Genomic DNA, 14810 nt, shown 5'->3' on the forward strand with positions numbered 1-14810 from the left:
ATGTGTTGGACTCATTGATGCTGCGCGTCGATCCTGGATCGCGTGACGAAACTGGTGACATCACCGACCCGCATCGGACTGGCGGGCATCGCGCTGACGGCGTTCGCGCCCGTGGTGTGGGGCACGACGTACGTGGTCACCACCGAGCTGCTCCCGCCGGGTCACCCGCTGTTCGCGGCCCTGGTGCGTGCCCTGCCCGCAGGCGTGATCGCGCTGGCGATCACCCGCACCCTGCCGCGCGGCACCTGGTGGCTGAAGGCGGCGACGTTGGGCGTCCTCAACATCGGCGTGTTCCTGCCGCTGCTGTTCATCTCCGCTGAGCGACTGCCCGGCGGTGTCGCCGCCACACTGGCCGCCGCGCAGCCGCTACTCGTGGCGATCCTGGCCGTCACGGTGCTTCAGCAGCGGGTGTCGGCCTGGACGCTCGCGTGGGGGGCGGCGGGCGGCGTGGGCGTCGGGCTGGTGGTCATCGGTCCGGAAGCGGGCTTCGACGCGGTCGGCGTACTGGCCGGTCTCGGCGGTGCGGGTGCGATGGCACTCGGTGTGACGCTGACGAAACGCTGGGGACGGCCCGCAGGCGTCAGCCCGACGGCGTTCGCGGGGTGGCAGCTCGCCGCAGGCGGTCTGCTCCTTCTGCCGGTGATGCTGCTGTTCGAGGGCACACCGCCTGCCGTCGACACGAGCGCCGCGCTCGGCTACCTCTGGCTCGGCATCCCCGGCGGCCTGATCGCCTACATCCTGTGGTTCCGGGGCGTCACCACGCTGCCGGTGACCTCCGTGGCCGTTCTCACCCTGCTGTCGCCGATGGTCGCCGCCCTGCTCGGCGCGGTCCTGCTCGGCCAGCTGCTCGGACCGATTCAGCTGCTCGGTTTCGCCGTCGCCCTCGCGGCGATCGTGGCAGGTCAGCTCGCCCCGAAATCCTCAACCACGAAGCCCATGAAGGAAAGGATCGACCGTTGAAGATCACCGTCATCGGAGCCGCCGGAATGGCGGGCTCCCGAGTCGTCACCGAAGCCGTGCGCCGAGGGCACCACGTCACCGCCGTCATTCGCAGCTCGAGACCGGACGCACTGCCCGCCGAGGCGACTCTCATCCGCGGCGATGCCACCGACGTCGAGCACCTGCGGAGCCTGCTCGGTGGCGCCGACGCGATCGTCGGCGCCACCCGCCCCGCTCCCGGCGAGGAGGACACCGTCGCCGCGACCACCTCGGCCCTGCTCGACGCCGCCGCAGCCGCCGAGACCCGTGCCCTGTTGATCGGCGGTGCCGCGCCCCTGCTGAGCCCGGCGGGCGGCCTGGTGTTCGACGACGACCGGTTCGTGCCGTCGTTCGTACGTCCGATCGCCGCAGCCAGCATCGTGCAGTGGGAGGTCTGCCGCACCCATGACGCCGACTGGGTCTACCTGAGCCCGCCTGCCATGCTCGAACCCGGCGTCCGGACCGGTGCCTATCGGCGTGGCACCACCACGCTCGTGGTGGCAGCAGACGGCACGTCCCGGATCTCGGCGGAGGACTTCGCCGTCGCCGTCGTCGACGAGTTGGAGAATCCCGGCCCGGATCGTCACATCACCGTCGGCTACTGACCGGCCTGCGATCACGGGGGCATGACGGCCCGCGTCCGCGCCGAGGGGATTCGCTCCGACGACGGGCCGTCACCGGCCGGGTGCCTGAGTCTCGACGCGATCTCCGTGCCCGCGCTCCACGGCCGCGACGTCGTCACGGGCGACCTATCCCGGTCGAGATCGAGTGGCGCGGGCGCGGTCCGTGGCCCGGTCGACGCCGTCGATCGCCGAGGGTGACGGTCAGCCGATCACGAGGATCACCGTGTAGAACCTAGAGCGATGACGAACCGCACCGGCGCAGATCCCACCCCGAGCAGGGTGGCGCTCGCCCGTCCGCTGCTGAACGCGGTCGCCGCGCTCGTGGTCATCGGGGTGTTCTGGCAGCCCGCGATCGTCGACGCGCCTGCGCCGTGGTCGGCCGTCGTCGGAATCGTCTCGGCCTCGGTCGCGGCGGCGGCGATGCTGGCGCGTTGGCGGTTTCCGGAACTCTCCGCAGCGGCGGCGGGCGTCGCGACGATCGTGGCGAGCGTCCTCGGGGTGTGCCAGGACCCGATGCTCGCTGCGGCGTGGTGCCTCTATCCGGTCGCCCTCGCCCGGTCCGCCCGGGCCCGTGTCCTCGCGTTCCTCGTCGGTGCCGTCCTGGCCGTGGCGATGACGACGGGCATCCCTGGCGTGGGAACGGACAGTACGGTGCAGCGGCTGGTGATCGCAGCGGCGGCATTGGGTGCCGCCTGGTTGTCGGGGGTCGCGGTGGGCAGACAGATCGACACGGCATTGGAGGTCGAGCGCGCCCGAGCTCGCGAGCAGGCGACTCGGGTACAGCTCGACGTCGCCCGCGACGTGCACGACGTGGTGGGACACGCCCTCGGGGTGATCGGCGCCGAGGCCGGGGTGACCCGAGGCCTGCCCGACGCGGACGAGCAGGAGCTCCGCGATGCGCTGGGCGACATCGAAGGGCACGCCAGGACTGCGCTGGAGGAGATCCAGGCGCTGGTCCGTTCCCTGCGATCCGGTCCGGACCGAGGAGCACTCCTCGTGGCGCCGGACGCGGACGGCGCCCTGACGCGGCTCCCCTCGTTGATCGCCGCGACGCGTGCCGCCGGAGTCGCGGTCGACGCACGGATCATGGTGCACGATTCGGTCGACGAGGTGGTCGGCATGGTGGCCACCCGAATCGTTCAGGAGGCACTGGGCAACGTCGTGCGACATGCACCCGGCGCGGCCTGCACCGTGGAACTCGAGCAGGACGGTGCCGAGGTCGTGGTGCGCGTCCGCGACGACGGGCCCGGGGCGCCGGAGGCCGCGACGGGCGGCTTCGGGTTGGCGGGAATGCGGGAGCGGGCCCGACTGGTCGGCGGCACCGTGACGTGGCGGAACCGGCCGGATCGCGGATTCGACGTCGAGGCCAGGCTCCCGTCGGGAGGAAGGCCGTGACCGACGCGGTGTCCGACACCGAGGCCCTGCCGATCCGGGTCTTCCTCGCGGATGACGACGACCGGTTCCGAGGCGCGTACCGGAAGCTGTTCGACCGCACGGCGGGATACCGGGTCGCCGGGGAGGCGGCGGACGGAACCCAGGCGGCCCGGCGGATCCTCGCGCTCGCACCCGACGTGGCGTTGCTCGACGTGCAGATGCCCGGCGGCGGAGGTCTGGCGGCGGCCCGGTGTGTTCTCGAGGCGAGCGACCGCATCCGGGTGATCATGCTGACGACCTTCGACCTGGACGAGTACGTGCACGAGGCCCTGACCCTGGGCGCGGCAGGCTTCCTGCTGAAGAACGCCGCTCCGCCGGAGGTGCTGCACGCGGTGCGCACGGTGCACGCGGGCAACGCCATGCTCGCCCCGGAGGTCACCGCGCGACTGATGCGCCGGTTCGCGCCGCCGAGGCCGCCACGACGGCACGCGTTCGCGGACCACACGCTGTCCGAGCGCGAGGTGCAGGTGATCCGGCTGGTGGCTCGCGGATACTCGAATCAGCGGATCGCGGACGAGCTGTTCCTGAGCATCGAGACCGTGCGCACCTATCTGCGCCGGATGTTCGCCAAGCTCGACGTGAACGACCGCACTCACCTGGCGGTGCTGGCCTACGAGGCCGGACTGCTCCACGAGCCGCGCTGAGCTGTCTACTTCCGGGGGACGCGGGCGGGACTGCCGCTGCCGCAGGCTGGGCGCCACCAGCAACGGCGACGGAATAGAGAAGACGCGTGATCGAGGCTTTCCAGCTCAGCAAGCACTATCAGCACACCAGGGCCGTCGACGACGTCACGTTCACCGTGCGACCCGGCCGCGTCACGGGCTTCCTCGGTCCCAACGGCGCCGGGAAGTCCAGCACGCTGCGGATGCTCCTGGGGCTGGACGCGCCCACCAGTGGAACCGCGTTGATCAAGGGCACTCGTTATCGAGACCTCCGACACCCGCTGCACACGGTCGGGGCACTACTGGACAACGCGGGCCCGGTGCCGGAGCGCCGGGCGATCGATCACCTCGCCTGGATCGCCCAGTCCAATCGACTCCCCCGAAGGCGGGTGTCGGAGGTACTCGAGGTCGTCGGCCTCGCCGACGCCGCGAGACGACGAGTCACGAAGTACTCACTCGGGATGAAGCAGCGGCTGGGGATCGCCGCAGCGCTGCTCGGGGAGCCCGAGATCCTCATCCTCGACGAGCCGGTGAACGGCCTCGATCCGGACGGGATTCGCTGGATCAGGAACTTCCTGCGTGACTACGCGGCGGCAGGTCGGACCGTGCTGCTCTCCAGTCATCTGATGACGGAGACGGCCGACACCGCGGACGACGTCGTCGTCATCGACCACGGCCGGATCGTCACCCAGGGGCCGCTCTCCGAGGTGACCGCAGGGCACGCCTCGTTGGAGGAGGCGTTCTTCGCCCTCACCGGTGACCGGCGCGGATCGGGACGGTGACCGCGATGTTCGCCGCGATCCGATCCGAACTGACCAAGATCGTCACCCTGCCGGGAGTGTGGATCTTCACCGGGATCATCCTCGGTCTGCACGTCTTCGTCCTGGCCCAGCCCCTGGATCTGTCCATCGAGGCGATCGAGAACATGACGCCCGACGGCGACGTCGAGGTGTTCATCGGTCTGCCGCAGCCTGCGGAGGAGGCGGTCCTCGGCCTCCTCGCCGGCTCGTCCCTCCAGCTCAGCCTGCTGCTCCCCGCCCTCGCCGCCGTGATCGCGGGCCAGGAGTTCCGTTCGCACCAGCTCGCCTCGACACTGCTCGCGACTCCCCGCCGAGGCAGGCTGTTCGCCGCGAAGGTCCTCGCCGCCACGCTGTGCCTGCTCCTGGTGGCCGTGCTGATCGCCGGGATCTCCACCGCGTTCACCTACGTGGTGATCAGGGACTGGAATCCGAGCCTGCTGATCTCGGCGGAGGCGCTGCTGATCAACGGCAGCTTCCTGGCCTTCGCCGTGCTGTTCGCCCTGGTCGGCCTGGCGGTCACCATCGCGGCCCGCAGCACGCTCGTCGGCGTCGTGGTCACCGTCGCGCTGATCGCTCTCACGATGACGCAGGCGTTGACCAGCATCGCCCCGGCGCTGGACGCGCTGACTCCGCTGAGCGCGGGCCGGAACCTACTGCTGGACCCGGGCATCAACGAGCTCACCGCAGGCCCGATGCACGGACTGATCGTGCTCGTCTGCTGGGCGGCGGCCGCCATCGGCGTCGCAGGCGTCGCCATCGCCAGAAGGGACGCCCGATGAGCACGGCGCAGCACCTCGCCGGACCCGCGTCCGCGACGGCCGTCAGGTTCACCGACGTCCTGTCCGCCGAGGTCACCAAGATCCGCACCCTGCCTGCACCCTGGATCGCCGTGGTCGTCGCCTTCGCGGCGAACACCCTGCTCGGCGCCCTCGCGGCGACGGACACCATGCGCTTCGCTGGTCCCGACGGCCAGATCTCGATCGGACAGTTCGGGACGCTGCTGCTGTCACCTGCCTACGCCTTCATCGCGGTCGCCGTCTTCGCCGCAGGTAGCGAGTACCGGTCCGGTCAACTCGGCGTCAGCCTCGCGGCCGTGCCGAACCGCACCAGGCTGTCGGCGGCGAAGCTGTCGGCGACGGCGATGATCTGCGTACTCGCGGCCGTGCCCGTCACCGGGCCCGGGTATCTCCTCCAGCACTACCCCGACCTCGTGGCGGGCGACCTGCGGGCGGCCCAGCTGCTCACCGGCCTCGGGACGGTCGTCGGCGTCTACCTGCTGCTCAGCCTGATCGGCTACGGCCTCGCCGTCGTGGTCAAGAGCGTCGTCACACCCGTCGCGGCGCTCTTCGCCATCCCGATCCTCGTCTCGCCCATGCTCCAGGGGGCACTGCCGGACGTGGTGCGGCTCCTGCCGCATGAGGCGGCGCTGAGCATTCTGGGCAACCCGACCGACCCGAGTTCGGCGCTCGACGTCGGTGCGGCATCGCTCACCCTGTCCGGCTGGGCGGCGGTCTTCGTCCTGCTGTCCTGCTGGTGTCTCGCCCGTCGGGACAGTCACGGCGGCTGACCCCGGGAACGCTCCGATCCGGGCAGCGTCGCTCGGTCGATCCGCCGCTGCCTGCTCGATCGGCATGGCGGCTGCGCTGATCGACTCGGCGGCGACGGGCCTGCCGCGCGGGCGGCGGCTCCGTCGCGGGTCGGCGAACAGGACGGGCGTCGGCCGTCGTGATCGATCGCGCACGCCTTCAGAATCCGGCGAACCTCCTCGCGGATCGTGTCGAAACTCCGTCATCGGCTCCGAGGTATCGGTGCAGCGCGGCCCACGGCCGAGTGGGCCGCGCCCGATGAGTCGATGAAGGAGAAGCTCATGAGCGACGACACGACGGCCACGGTCGAGACCTCCCCTGCGGCGTCCGGGGCCGAGGAGTCCGAGACGACGGCTGCGGAGACCGCGACGCCCAGTGCCGAGGTGACCCGCCTCGACCGACTGGTCGGCACCTGGACGGTGACCGGCGGGGTCACCGGCACCGTACGGTTCGAGTGGTTGGAGGGCGGGTTCTTCCTCCGCCAGCACGTCGACCTCGTGCAGTACGGCGCGAGGGTGCGCGGCATGGAGGTCGTCGGACACACCCGGCCCTTCGGCGGCGTGCCGTCGGCCGAGGTGTGGTCGCGGTACTACGACGACTCGGGCAACACCTTCGACTACGTCTACGAACTGGCCGGTGACACGCTCACCATCCGGGGCGGGGAGAAGGGGCCACCCGCCTACTACACCGGCCGGTTCAGCGAGGACGGCGACCCCCTCGAAGGCGCGTGGGTGTATCCGGGCGGGGGCGGCTACTCGGACACGATGACCAGGGTTCGCGACTAGAACGCGCCGCGGGCCAGGCCTCGACCGATCGTCGTCGACGCTCCGGCGCCGGCGACGCCCCCGAGGGGCGCGCGATGACGGTGATCACGTCGCCAGACGAGGAGAGACGCATGAAGTACATCCTGTTGGCCTACACGAAGGTGACGGACTGGGACGCGGTCGACGTGACCAGTCCCGAGTTCCAGGCCCTGTGCGAGTTCTACGCGGAGCTGGGCCGGGAACTGACCGAGAGCGGTGAACTGCTGGCGACCGAGGGCCTGGACCACCCCGCGCTGAGCAGGACCGTCCGCCCGCAGGACGGCGGCCCCGTCGCGGTGGACGGGCCGTTCGCCGAGGCCAAGGAGGCGCTGGCCAGCTTCTCGATCATCGACGTCGTCGACCACGAGCGGGCGCTGACCGTCGCGGCCAGGATCGTCGACGCCGTCGGCGACACGGTCGAGGTGCGCCCCATGTCCGGAATCCCGAGCGACGCCCCGGCGCAGGCCTGACGTCGATGTCGATTCCCACCGCTGTCGAGGGCCTGCTGCGCGATCTCGCTCCGCAGGTCCTCGGCGCGCTGGTGCGCCGCTACGGGCATTTCGACGCAAGCGAGGACGCCGTGCAGGAGGCGCTGCTGATCGCGGCGACCCGGTGGCCGGCCGACGGCGTTCCCGAAGAGCCGAGATCGTGGCTGATCCGGGTGGCGGGCCGCCGACTCGTCGACGAACTGCGCAGCAGTCAGGCCCGTCGAGAGCGCGAGGCCGCCGAGGCCCGGCGCATCCCGCAGGCCGAGTTCCTCGCGCCGCCGCCCGAGACACACCGCGAGTCCGAGCACGACGACTCGCTGGCGATGCTGTTCCGCTGCTGTCACCCCGCGCTGAGCCCGCCGTCGCAGGTCGCGCTCACGCTGCGGGCCGTCGGCGGGCTGACCACCATCGAGATCGCCCGCGCGTTCCTGATTGCCGAGGCGACCATGGGGCAGCGCATCAGCCGGGCCAAGAAGCGCATCACGGCCTCCGGGATCGGCTTCCGCCCGCCCCGGGACACCGAGCGGGCGGCCCGGCTGGACGCCGTGTCCCAGGTCCTCTACCTGATCTTCACCGAGGGGCACACCAGCACCTCGGGGGAGGCGCTGCACCGTGCGGACCTGTCGGCCGAGGCGATCCGTCTGACCCGAATGGTCCAAGCGGCTCTCCCCCGCAACGGCGAGGTGGCCGGGTTGCTGGCCCTCATGCTGCTCACCGACGCGCGTCGCGCGGCCCGCACCGGACCTGCGGGGGAACTGATCCCGCTGGCGGAACAGGACCGCACCCGTTGGGACGCGAGTGCGGTGGCGGAGGGCACGGCTCTGATCAGCGAGGCGATGGCACGCACCACGCCGGGCCCGTATCAGCTCCAGGCGGCGATCGCGGCCGTCCACGCCGAGCCGGTGCGCGCCGTGGACACCGACTGGCCGCAGATCCTCGGGCTGTACCGGCTGTTGGAGCGGCTGACCGGAAACCCGATGGTCACACTCAACCTCGGCGTGGCCGCCGCGATGGTCCACGGTCCCGAGGCGGGGCTGCGGCTGCTGGCCTCACTGGACGCCGACGAGCGACTTCGTGGACACCATCGCCTCGCGGCGGTGCGTGGCCACCTGTGGGAGCCGGCCGGTGACCACGAGGCGGCGGCGTACGCCGAGGCGGCTCGTCGCACGCTCAGCCTCCCCGAGCAGCGGTATCTCCTCGGCCGTGCAGTCAGGCTGCGCGACGGGCCTGCGGGGTGACGACCGTGGTCGTCGAGTCGACTTGCCGCTCGACGGCCACGGTCTCGTCCACTGCGCTCGGCTCGATCGCACGTCGCAGCGGGCCTCGTCTTGGTGCCGACGGGTCAGGAGCGGGTCACCGCCGAGGACGCCGAGTCGACGGGCGCGTTCGGGCGACCACGTCGATACAGCAGGCTGAAGATCGTCGCGGCGGCCAGTGCCGCCGCCGCGATCACCAGGGTGACGTGATAGCCGCTGTCGAAGGCTCGGACGGCGGCGTTCACCAGCGGGTCCGCGTCCTCGGTCGCCATTCCGGCGGCGGCGGCGCGGGCGTCGTCCAGGCTGGCGGCGGCCTCGGCCGGCGCCCCGGCGGGCAGGGTGATGACCCGGCTGTAGACGGAGGTCAGGGCGCTGCCCAGGATCGCGACGCCGGTCAGGCTGCCGAGTTCGTAGGAGACCTCCTCCACTGAGGACGCCATGCCCGCGCGGTGGGCGGGCGCGTTGCCCACGATCGCGGAGGAGGCGGCGGTCATCGCGACGCCGACGCCCGCGCCGATGACGACGAGACAGAGGATCACTGCGAGCTGTCCTGTCGTGCCGACGACGAGCATGGCGACCACGCCCAGCGTCGATGCCAGCAGTCCCCCGGCGATCAGCTTTCGCGGGCCCACCCGGTGCAGCCTCGCCCCGGCCACGATGCCCACCGGCAGTGAGCCGAGTGCGAAGGCGGCCACGACCAGGCCCGCCTCCAACGGACTCTGGCCCAGGACCAGTTGCAGACGCTGGGACAGGATGAGCTGCACGCCCGCCGTGGTGAACATCGCGGCGGCCGCGGCGACGACGCCGATGAGGATGCGCGGGTCGCGGAACAGGGTGAAGTCGATCAGTGGGTAGGCGCGGCCGCGTTGACGACGCACGAAGAGCCAGAACCCGAGGACGGCCGCGATCACCGCCACGCCGATGGCGGGCAGCGACGGCGCGGGATTCGTCGCCTCCTTGATCGCATAGACCAGGCCGACGAGCCCGACCATGATCTGGACCGAGGCCAGCGGGTCCCACGGCTTGTCGGCGGCTCCCCCGCCGCCGGGGGCGACGAGGACGGTGAGCACCAGGGCGATCAGCACGATCGGGATGTTGATCAGGAAGACCGATCCCCACCAGAAGTGCTCCAGGAGCAGGCCGCCGACGATCGGGCCGAGCGCGGTGCCGCAGACCGCGACCGAGCCCCAGATCGCGATGGCGATGTTGCGTTCCCGCTCGTCGTCGAAGGTGGTCCTGATCAACGAGAGCGTGGCGGGCATCATCGCCGCCGCTCCCACGGCGAGGAACGCTCGCGCGGCGATGAGGATCGTGGGCGAGGCGGCGTAGGCCGCCGCTGCGGAGGCGGCGCCGAACACGGCCAGGCCCACCAGGTACATCCGCTTGTGCCCGACGCGGTCGCCGAGCGTGCCCGCTCCCATGAGCAGACCCGCCATGACGAGCGGGTAGGCGTTGATGATCCACAGCTTCTCCGACGCGTTCGCGCGCAGTTCGCCGGTCAGCGTCGGCAGGGCGGTGTAGAGCACGGTCATGTCCACCGAGATCAGCAGGAGTCCCAGTGAGACGGTCAGCAGCACAGTCCAGCGGCGTGCGGGCATGAGGTATCCGACGGCTTTCTTCCGAGTGGTCGGGGCGGGATGACGGGTGGTCGATGCCACCAGACCGGAACCGGAGTCAGGACTCGGCGGGGTCCGACGGCGGCTCGATCAACGCGGTGATGCGGCGGGTCACGGCCTCCCGGACTGCGGGGGTCAGCGAGGTTCCCTTGGTGGCCTCGAGCAGCCACAGTCCGTCGGCGGCCAGGCGGGCGAGGAAGAGGTTCAGCGTCGCCGACTCCGGCGAGGTCGGCGCCGGGACCCAGCGCTGGGTCAGCTCGTTCCACACCTCGGCCAGTGCCGGGTGATTCGCCGACTCCAGCATGAACGCGAGTTCGGCGGTGCTGCTGGGCTGGTCGCTCAGATTGAGCCGGGCGTAGGCGGCGGCTCGCTGCTGCGGCGTCGCCTCGTCCCGAGGCATGCCCAACTCGGCGAGCAGCCGCTCCTCCCACTGGTCGGTGATGCGTTGCTGGATCGCCAGCAGCAGGTCGTCACGAGTGTGGAAGTGGTAGAGCAGGCCGCCCTTGGTCACGCCGGCCTCCTCGGCGGCGGCGTCCAGGGTCAGCCCGGTGATGCCCGCGCGCTCGGTGACGCGGATCGCGGCATCGAGGATCGCGGTCCTCGAACTCGGTCTCATGGGAGTAACTGTACCTTCCGGAAGGTACAGTTACCCGAGTGACTGCGGCCACATCGCGGCCGAGTGCGGGCGCCCGACGCGGGGCGAGGCGGTGAACTCGGTGTCGACGTCGGCGCCGTCTCTGGCGGCCTCCATGCACCGTGCGGCTCGCCCGTCTCCGGGGCGCCTACGTGCCGGTCGCCATCGGGGAACCGGATCGCCACGGCGGTGACCTGCGTGCCCTCGGCGCCCACGAAGTGGTGCGCGGTTCGTCGTCGGAGTTCGGCGGCCGGGTCGACAGTGTTCCTGGACTCTGGCAGGCGGGCCGCAGCTCGTCGACGCCCACGGAGCCGCGAAGCGAACCGACCGTCGGGTTCGGGCAAGTGGACCGAACGGTCCATTCGCCTGGGGCTGCCCACCGGCTCCCGGTCACCTCGATGTCGGACAACGGCGCCCGGCCCGGCGGCATCCTGAACCACGTCGATCAAATCACTTCGGTTGACCCACTTCGGATGAAGTGGTTTGATCGAAGTACTTCCGAGCGAGTCAGGAGTACCGGATGCGTCAGAACCCGGCCCGTCGAGCCGCCCTGCTCGACGGCGCCATCGAGGTCCTTGCCCGCGAGGGATCACGCGGCCTGACCCAGCGCGCCGTGGACAAGGAGGCGGCGGTGCCCATCGGCACCGCGTCCAACTACTTCCGCGACCGCGACGACCTGCTCGTCCAGGCGGGCGCCCGCGTCTACGAGCGGCTCAGGCCGGAGGATGCCGAGCTGACCGAGGCATTCGACCGGGTTCGGGACGTCGCGTCCTACACCGCGATGGTGCGGGAGGCCGTCGCCCGCTCCGCCGCCTTCCGGTCCGGCTACCTGGCGTTGTTGGAACTTCGGTTGGAGGCCACCAGACGGCCGGAGTTGCGGACGCTGCTCACCGAGCGGGTCCGCGCCGACCTCGACGAGAACGTCACCCTGCACGAGGCTGCGGGCCTGCCCGGCGACGCGACCGCCGTCCGACTCGTCTTCTTGGCGATGAACTGGCTCGTCGTCGAGCAGCTCACCCTGCCGGACGTCCTGACCGAGGACCAGCGCGACGAGTTGATCACGCAGGCCGTGGCGCGCATCGTCGTGCCGCCGCCTGCCGGCACCACGTGAACACCGCGACGTCACGCCCCGCAGCCGTCCACCGCTCCCGAGAACGAAGGTCCCCCATGCGCAAGCTCGTGTACTTCGTCGCCGCCACGCTCGACGGTTTCATCGCCGGTCCCGACGGGTCGGACCCCACCGGCCCCGACGGCTTCTGGACCCCCTCGCAGGACTACCTCGAGCACCTCATCGGCGAATACCCCGAGACCCTCCCCGGGCAGGCCCGCGCCGCGCTCGGCGTCACCGCCGAGGGCACCCACTTCGACACCGTGGTCGAAGGACGCAAGAGCTATCAGATCGGCATCGCCGCAGGCGTGACCAACGCCTACCCTCACCTTCGCCATCTGGTCTTCTCCCGGACTCTGACCGAAAGCCCGGATGTCGGCGTCGAGCTGGTCGCCGACGATCCGGCGGCGACGGTGCGGGAGCTGAAGCACAGCGGCGGCAAGGACATCTGGCTCGTCGGCGGCGCAGAACTGGCAGGCGCACTCTACGGCGAGATCGACCGCATGCTCGTCAAGCTCAGCCCGATCACCATCGGCGCAGGCATCCCTCTCTTCGGACGGACCACCGGCTTCGCCCCCGCCAACTGGGAACTCGCCGACCACACCATCCTCACCGGCGGTGCCTGCTTCCTCACCTACGACCGACGCCCCGCCACCCGGTAGACCACTGACGGGGAGTGCGAAGGGCCCCACCTCGGAGCCGACACTCGCCCGAGACGTGCCGCGCCCAGACCCCTCCGCCCGGTGGACAAGCCCACCTCCTCGAGGGATGGGTACCGCGCCGACTCGGCCCGAGTGAACCCGCTGGGGAACGGCTGTACGCCGACGTCTATCGCGGCGGACCCTGGACGCACCTCAGCACCACACAGCAGGATTGGCCACCTCGCGAAACAGCAGGTCAAGGCGCGATTCAGGCTTGGCACCGGTGTGTGTTCCCCTGTTCCTCAAACACCGCGTCGGAGGTGGGCAGGCACACCGACGGGCACGGAACGGAGGTCCGGACCAGGCCTCCTCGGATCGGGTCTGCCGACAGCGTCACCCGCGCAGCGCCTGGCCGATCCGCGCTGCCTGCAGGGTGAGGTGGTGACGTTCGGCGAGGTTGGGGGCAGACCGGGCGGCGTCGGCATACAGCTTCGCCGCGGTCGGAAGACGGACGACGGCGAGGACGAGTAGCCGAGCGCCCGTACAGGCGAATTGCTGTCCACCGTGAAGTTCATGGTGCAGACCCTCGCCGCCGCCGGCGAACTCCAGCGCGAGCTGACCCACGACGGACTGCGCGCCGCCGAGGCCAAGGGCAGCAAGGGCGGGCGTCGCCCCGCCGTGGCGGCCGACAAGACCGACGCCGTCCGCACCGCGTACTTGGAAGACCGCTCGATCGCCGCCCTCGCCCGGGACCACGACGTCAGCCGCGACGCCATCCGCACGGCTGTCGCCGACCTCATGCCCGACCACATCACCATCGAGGAGAACGTCCCGGGCCCGGAGTTGCCGGTCACCCTCGACATGCCGGGCAAGGTCGCCGACTTCCTCCGCGCCGCTGAGCTGGAGCCTGCCGAGCGGGCCGCGCTCGACCGGAGGGCGACCGTACAGCGCGGCCAGGGCTACACCATGCGCGTCAGCCGCGCCCGCCGTGCACCGCGGGCTCCTCGCCCGTTGCCAGCCGCTCGACGGCACCCAGGGCGTCCCGGCGGGCCCGGCCCAGTGCAAGGCCCGCCGCGAGTACGAGAAACGCGTCAGCACACTCGCGCCGATCGGACCACGATTGTTCTCGGAGCCAACCGCTGTACTGAGGTTCCCCGATGCCTGGAAGGGCCTCGTTCAGCGCGGAGCGATTCCCGTGTCCGTGGAACGGAGCGCCTCATCGAGGAGGCCCGCACCAGGGCCCGCCAGCCAGCGGTCGAAGCACAGCAGGGACGGGAACTCCGTGCGCAAGGCGTCGAGGTTCGCGTTTCCCACCAGCCTGCCGTCGTCTACGAGTGCTTCCAACTTGCTGAGGACCTCGTCCTGTGCCTGCAGGCGGCTGTAGCTGATCGGTCGACCGGCGGCCTGGGTCAGCTGCCCGGCCAGGGCGTTGCCGGTGAGAGCGTCACCGGCGATCTCCATGGTGCGGCCGGCGTAGCTTTCGGGTGAGCCGAAGACCGCGGCGACGATGCGGCCGATGTCGCGTACCGCGATGAACTGCATGGCCTGGTCGGGGCGCATCAGGAAGGACAGGTGTCCCCGGTCGAGGCCGATTTCGGGGGTCACCAGGAGCTCCATGAACGTGGCTGGCCGAATGATGGTGCCGGCGATGTCCAGATTCCGGACATGGGCCTCGATACGGCTCTTGGTGTCGAGATGGTCGATGCCCGTTGTCGAGCCCGCGGTGACCGCCGAGCTGTAGACAAGGTGGGCGACGCCGCAGCGCTCGGCGATGTCGGCCACCGCCGTGCCGAAGCGGACTTCGTCCTCGTTGGTCACGCCGGCGCCGGCCTGGCCGGAGTTCGGCTGGACACTGAAGACACCGTGGGCGTCAGCGAAGGCCGCGCGGAGCGACTCCGGATCCCCAAGGTCACCGCGGACGGTTTCGACGCCGGAGGCGGAGAGGGACTGGGCCCGGTAGCCGGACGGATCGCGGACGACCGCGCGCACCACCCAGCCGTCGGCCCGCAGCGCAGCGGCGACCGATCCTCCCTGCTGCCCCGTGGCGCCCAGGACGACGACGGTTTTGTTGATGTTGGTCATGCCGACCACGCTGCGCTTTCGGCGATCACGGACGTGTTCCTGATAAACATTGCTGATTCTTCCTGGGATCCTGAGGAGTGAGTCGGAGATGTGCTGGTC

Annotated in this window: 16 protein-coding genes; 12 read left to right on the forward strand and 4 right to left on the reverse strand. The window is 70.8% G+C overall.

Annotated features, from left to right (window positions below; translation table 11 throughout):
* The first annotated feature begins 42 nt into the window (after positions 1-42).
* The 10 genes from UA74_RS15370 to UA74_RS15415 all read left to right on the forward strand — a co-directional run bounded on the left by UA74_RS15370 (position 43) and on the right by UA74_RS15415 (position 8612).
* On the forward strand, positions 43-960 hold the full coding sequence (locus tag UA74_RS15370; protein WP_198043043.1) for an EamA family transporter: 918 nt from the start codon (positions 43-45) through the stop codon (positions 958-960).
* Complete coding sequence (locus tag UA74_RS15375; RefSeq protein ID WP_075740905.1) at positions 957-1583, forward strand: NAD(P)-dependent oxidoreductase; 627 nt, start codon at positions 957-959, stop codon at positions 1581-1583. Before UA74_RS15370 ends, UA74_RS15375 begins: the two co-directional genes overlap by 4 nt.
* A gap of 258 nt (positions 1584-1841) precedes the next feature.
* Positions 1842-2996: a sensor histidine kinase gene (locus tag UA74_RS15380; protein WP_083683234.1), complete on the forward strand. Its 1155-nt coding sequence runs from the start codon at positions 1842-1844 to the stop codon at positions 2994-2996.
* Positions 2993-3679, forward strand: coding sequence for a response regulator (locus UA74_RS15385; protein ID WP_232237778.1), 687 nt, complete (start codon positions 2993-2995; stop codon positions 3677-3679). Before UA74_RS15380 ends, UA74_RS15385 begins: the two co-directional genes overlap by 4 nt.
* Positions 3680-3765: 86 nt before the next feature.
* Positions 3766-4479, forward strand: a complete 714-nt coding sequence (locus UA74_RS15390; protein ID WP_075740906.1) for an ABC transporter ATP-binding protein — start codon at positions 3766-3768, stop codon at positions 4477-4479.
* Positions 4476-5276 (forward strand): hypothetical protein, encoded by an 801-nt coding sequence (locus UA74_RS15395; protein ID WP_083683235.1) that lies wholly within the window; start codon positions 4476-4478, stop codon positions 5274-5276. Before UA74_RS15390 ends, UA74_RS15395 begins: the two co-directional genes overlap by 4 nt.
* Positions 5273-6064 (forward strand): hypothetical protein, encoded by a 792-nt coding sequence (locus tag UA74_RS15400; RefSeq protein WP_075740907.1) that lies wholly within the window; start codon positions 5273-5275, stop codon positions 6062-6064. The genes UA74_RS15395 and UA74_RS15400 overlap by 4 nt, the downstream gene beginning before the upstream one ends.
* Before the next feature lie 300 nt (positions 6065-6364).
* Positions 6365-6868, forward strand: coding sequence for a hypothetical protein (locus UA74_RS15405; protein WP_232237779.1), 504 nt, complete (start codon positions 6365-6367; stop codon positions 6866-6868).
* 110 nt (positions 6869-6978) lie between these two features.
* Complete coding sequence (locus UA74_RS15410; protein WP_075743864.1) at positions 6979-7356, forward strand: YciI family protein; 378 nt, start codon at positions 6979-6981, stop codon at positions 7354-7356.
* Positions 7357-7361: 5 nt separating this feature from the next.
* The gene (locus UA74_RS15415) at positions 7362-8612 is read left to right on the forward strand and encodes an RNA polymerase sigma factor (protein ID WP_075740908.1); all 1251 of its coding nucleotides are present in this window, start codon (positions 7362-7364) and stop codon (positions 8610-8612) included.
* A 104-nt stretch (positions 8613-8716) separates the two neighbouring features.
* Here the strand turns inward: UA74_RS15415 and UA74_RS15420 are convergent, their stop codons facing one another.
* Positions 8717-10228, reverse strand: a complete 1512-nt coding sequence (locus UA74_RS15420; protein WP_075740909.1) for an MFS transporter — start codon at positions 10226-10228, stop codon at positions 8717-8719.
* Between the two features lie 76 nt (positions 10229-10304).
* Entirely contained in the window at positions 10305-10862 is a 558-nt protein-coding gene (locus UA74_RS15425) for a TetR/AcrR family transcriptional regulator (RefSeq protein WP_075740910.1), read from the reverse strand.
* 538 nt (positions 10863-11400) lie between these two features.
* Here UA74_RS15425 and UA74_RS15430 point away from each other — a divergent pair.
* Positions 11401-11991, forward strand: a complete 591-nt coding sequence (locus UA74_RS15430) for a TetR/AcrR family transcriptional regulator (protein ID WP_075740911.1) — start codon at positions 11401-11403, stop codon at positions 11989-11991.
* A gap of 56 nt (positions 11992-12047) precedes the next feature.
* Positions 12048-12650: a dihydrofolate reductase family protein gene (locus UA74_RS15435; protein WP_075740912.1), complete on the forward strand. Its 603-nt coding sequence runs from the start codon at positions 12048-12050 to the stop codon at positions 12648-12650.
* A gap of 372 nt (positions 12651-13022) precedes the next feature.
* Here UA74_RS15435 and UA74_RS31830 read toward each other — a convergent pair whose 3' ends face one another.
* Positions 13023-13661, reverse strand: a complete 639-nt coding sequence (locus UA74_RS31830) for a hypothetical protein (RefSeq protein WP_157434211.1) — start codon at positions 13659-13661, stop codon at positions 13023-13025.
* Positions 13662-13805: 144 nt separating this feature from the next.
* Positions 13806-14711, reverse strand: coding sequence for an NmrA/HSCARG family protein (locus UA74_RS15445; RefSeq protein WP_075743865.1), 906 nt, complete (start codon positions 14709-14711; stop codon positions 13806-13808).
* Between the last annotated feature and the right edge of the window lie 99 nt (positions 14712-14810).

Origin of the sequence: Actinoalloteichus fjordicus, assembly GCF_001941625.1 — a bacterium.
GTDB lineage: Bacteria > Actinomycetota > Actinomycetes > Mycobacteriales > Pseudonocardiaceae > Actinoalloteichus_A > Actinoalloteichus_A fjordicus.

What these genes read in the sequence shown, in the direction of transcription:
- UA74_RS15445 (WP_075743865.1), bottom strand. Translation starts at nt 14,711, where the DNA reads ATGACCAACATCAACAAAACCGTCGTCGTCCTGGGCGCCACGGGGCAG.
- UA74_RS15410 (WP_075743864.1), top strand. Translation starts at nt 6,979, where the DNA reads ATGAAGTACATCCTGTTGGCCTACACGAAGGTGACGGACTGGGACGCG.
- UA74_RS15405 (WP_232237779.1), top strand. Translation starts at nt 6,365, where the DNA reads ATGAGCGACGACACGACGGCCACGGTCGAGACCTCCCCTGCGGCGTCC.
- UA74_RS15415 (WP_075740908.1), top strand. Translation starts at nt 7,362, where the DNA reads ATGTCGATTCCCACCGCTGTCGAGGGCCTGCTGCGCGATCTCGCTCCG.
- UA74_RS15430 (WP_075740911.1), top strand. Translation starts at nt 11,401, where the DNA reads ATGCGTCAGAACCCGGCCCGTCGAGCCGCCCTGCTCGACGGCGCCATC.
- UA74_RS15425 (WP_075740910.1), bottom strand. Translation starts at nt 10,862, where the DNA reads ATGAGACCGAGTTCGAGGACCGCGATCCTCGATGCCGCGATCCGCGTC.
- UA74_RS15400 (WP_075740907.1), top strand. Translation starts at nt 5,273, where the DNA reads ATGAGCACGGCGCAGCACCTCGCCGGACCCGCGTCCGCGACGGCCGTC.
- UA74_RS15435 (WP_075740912.1), top strand. Translation starts at nt 12,048, where the DNA reads ATGCGCAAGCTCGTGTACTTCGTCGCCGCCACGCTCGACGGTTTCATC.
- UA74_RS15380 (WP_083683234.1), top strand. Translation starts at nt 1,842, where the DNA reads ATGACGAACCGCACCGGCGCAGATCCCACCCCGAGCAGGGTGGCGCTC.
- UA74_RS15420 (WP_075740909.1), bottom strand. Translation starts at nt 10,228, where the DNA reads ATGCCCGCACGCCGCTGGACTGTGCTGCTGACCGTCTCACTGGGACTC.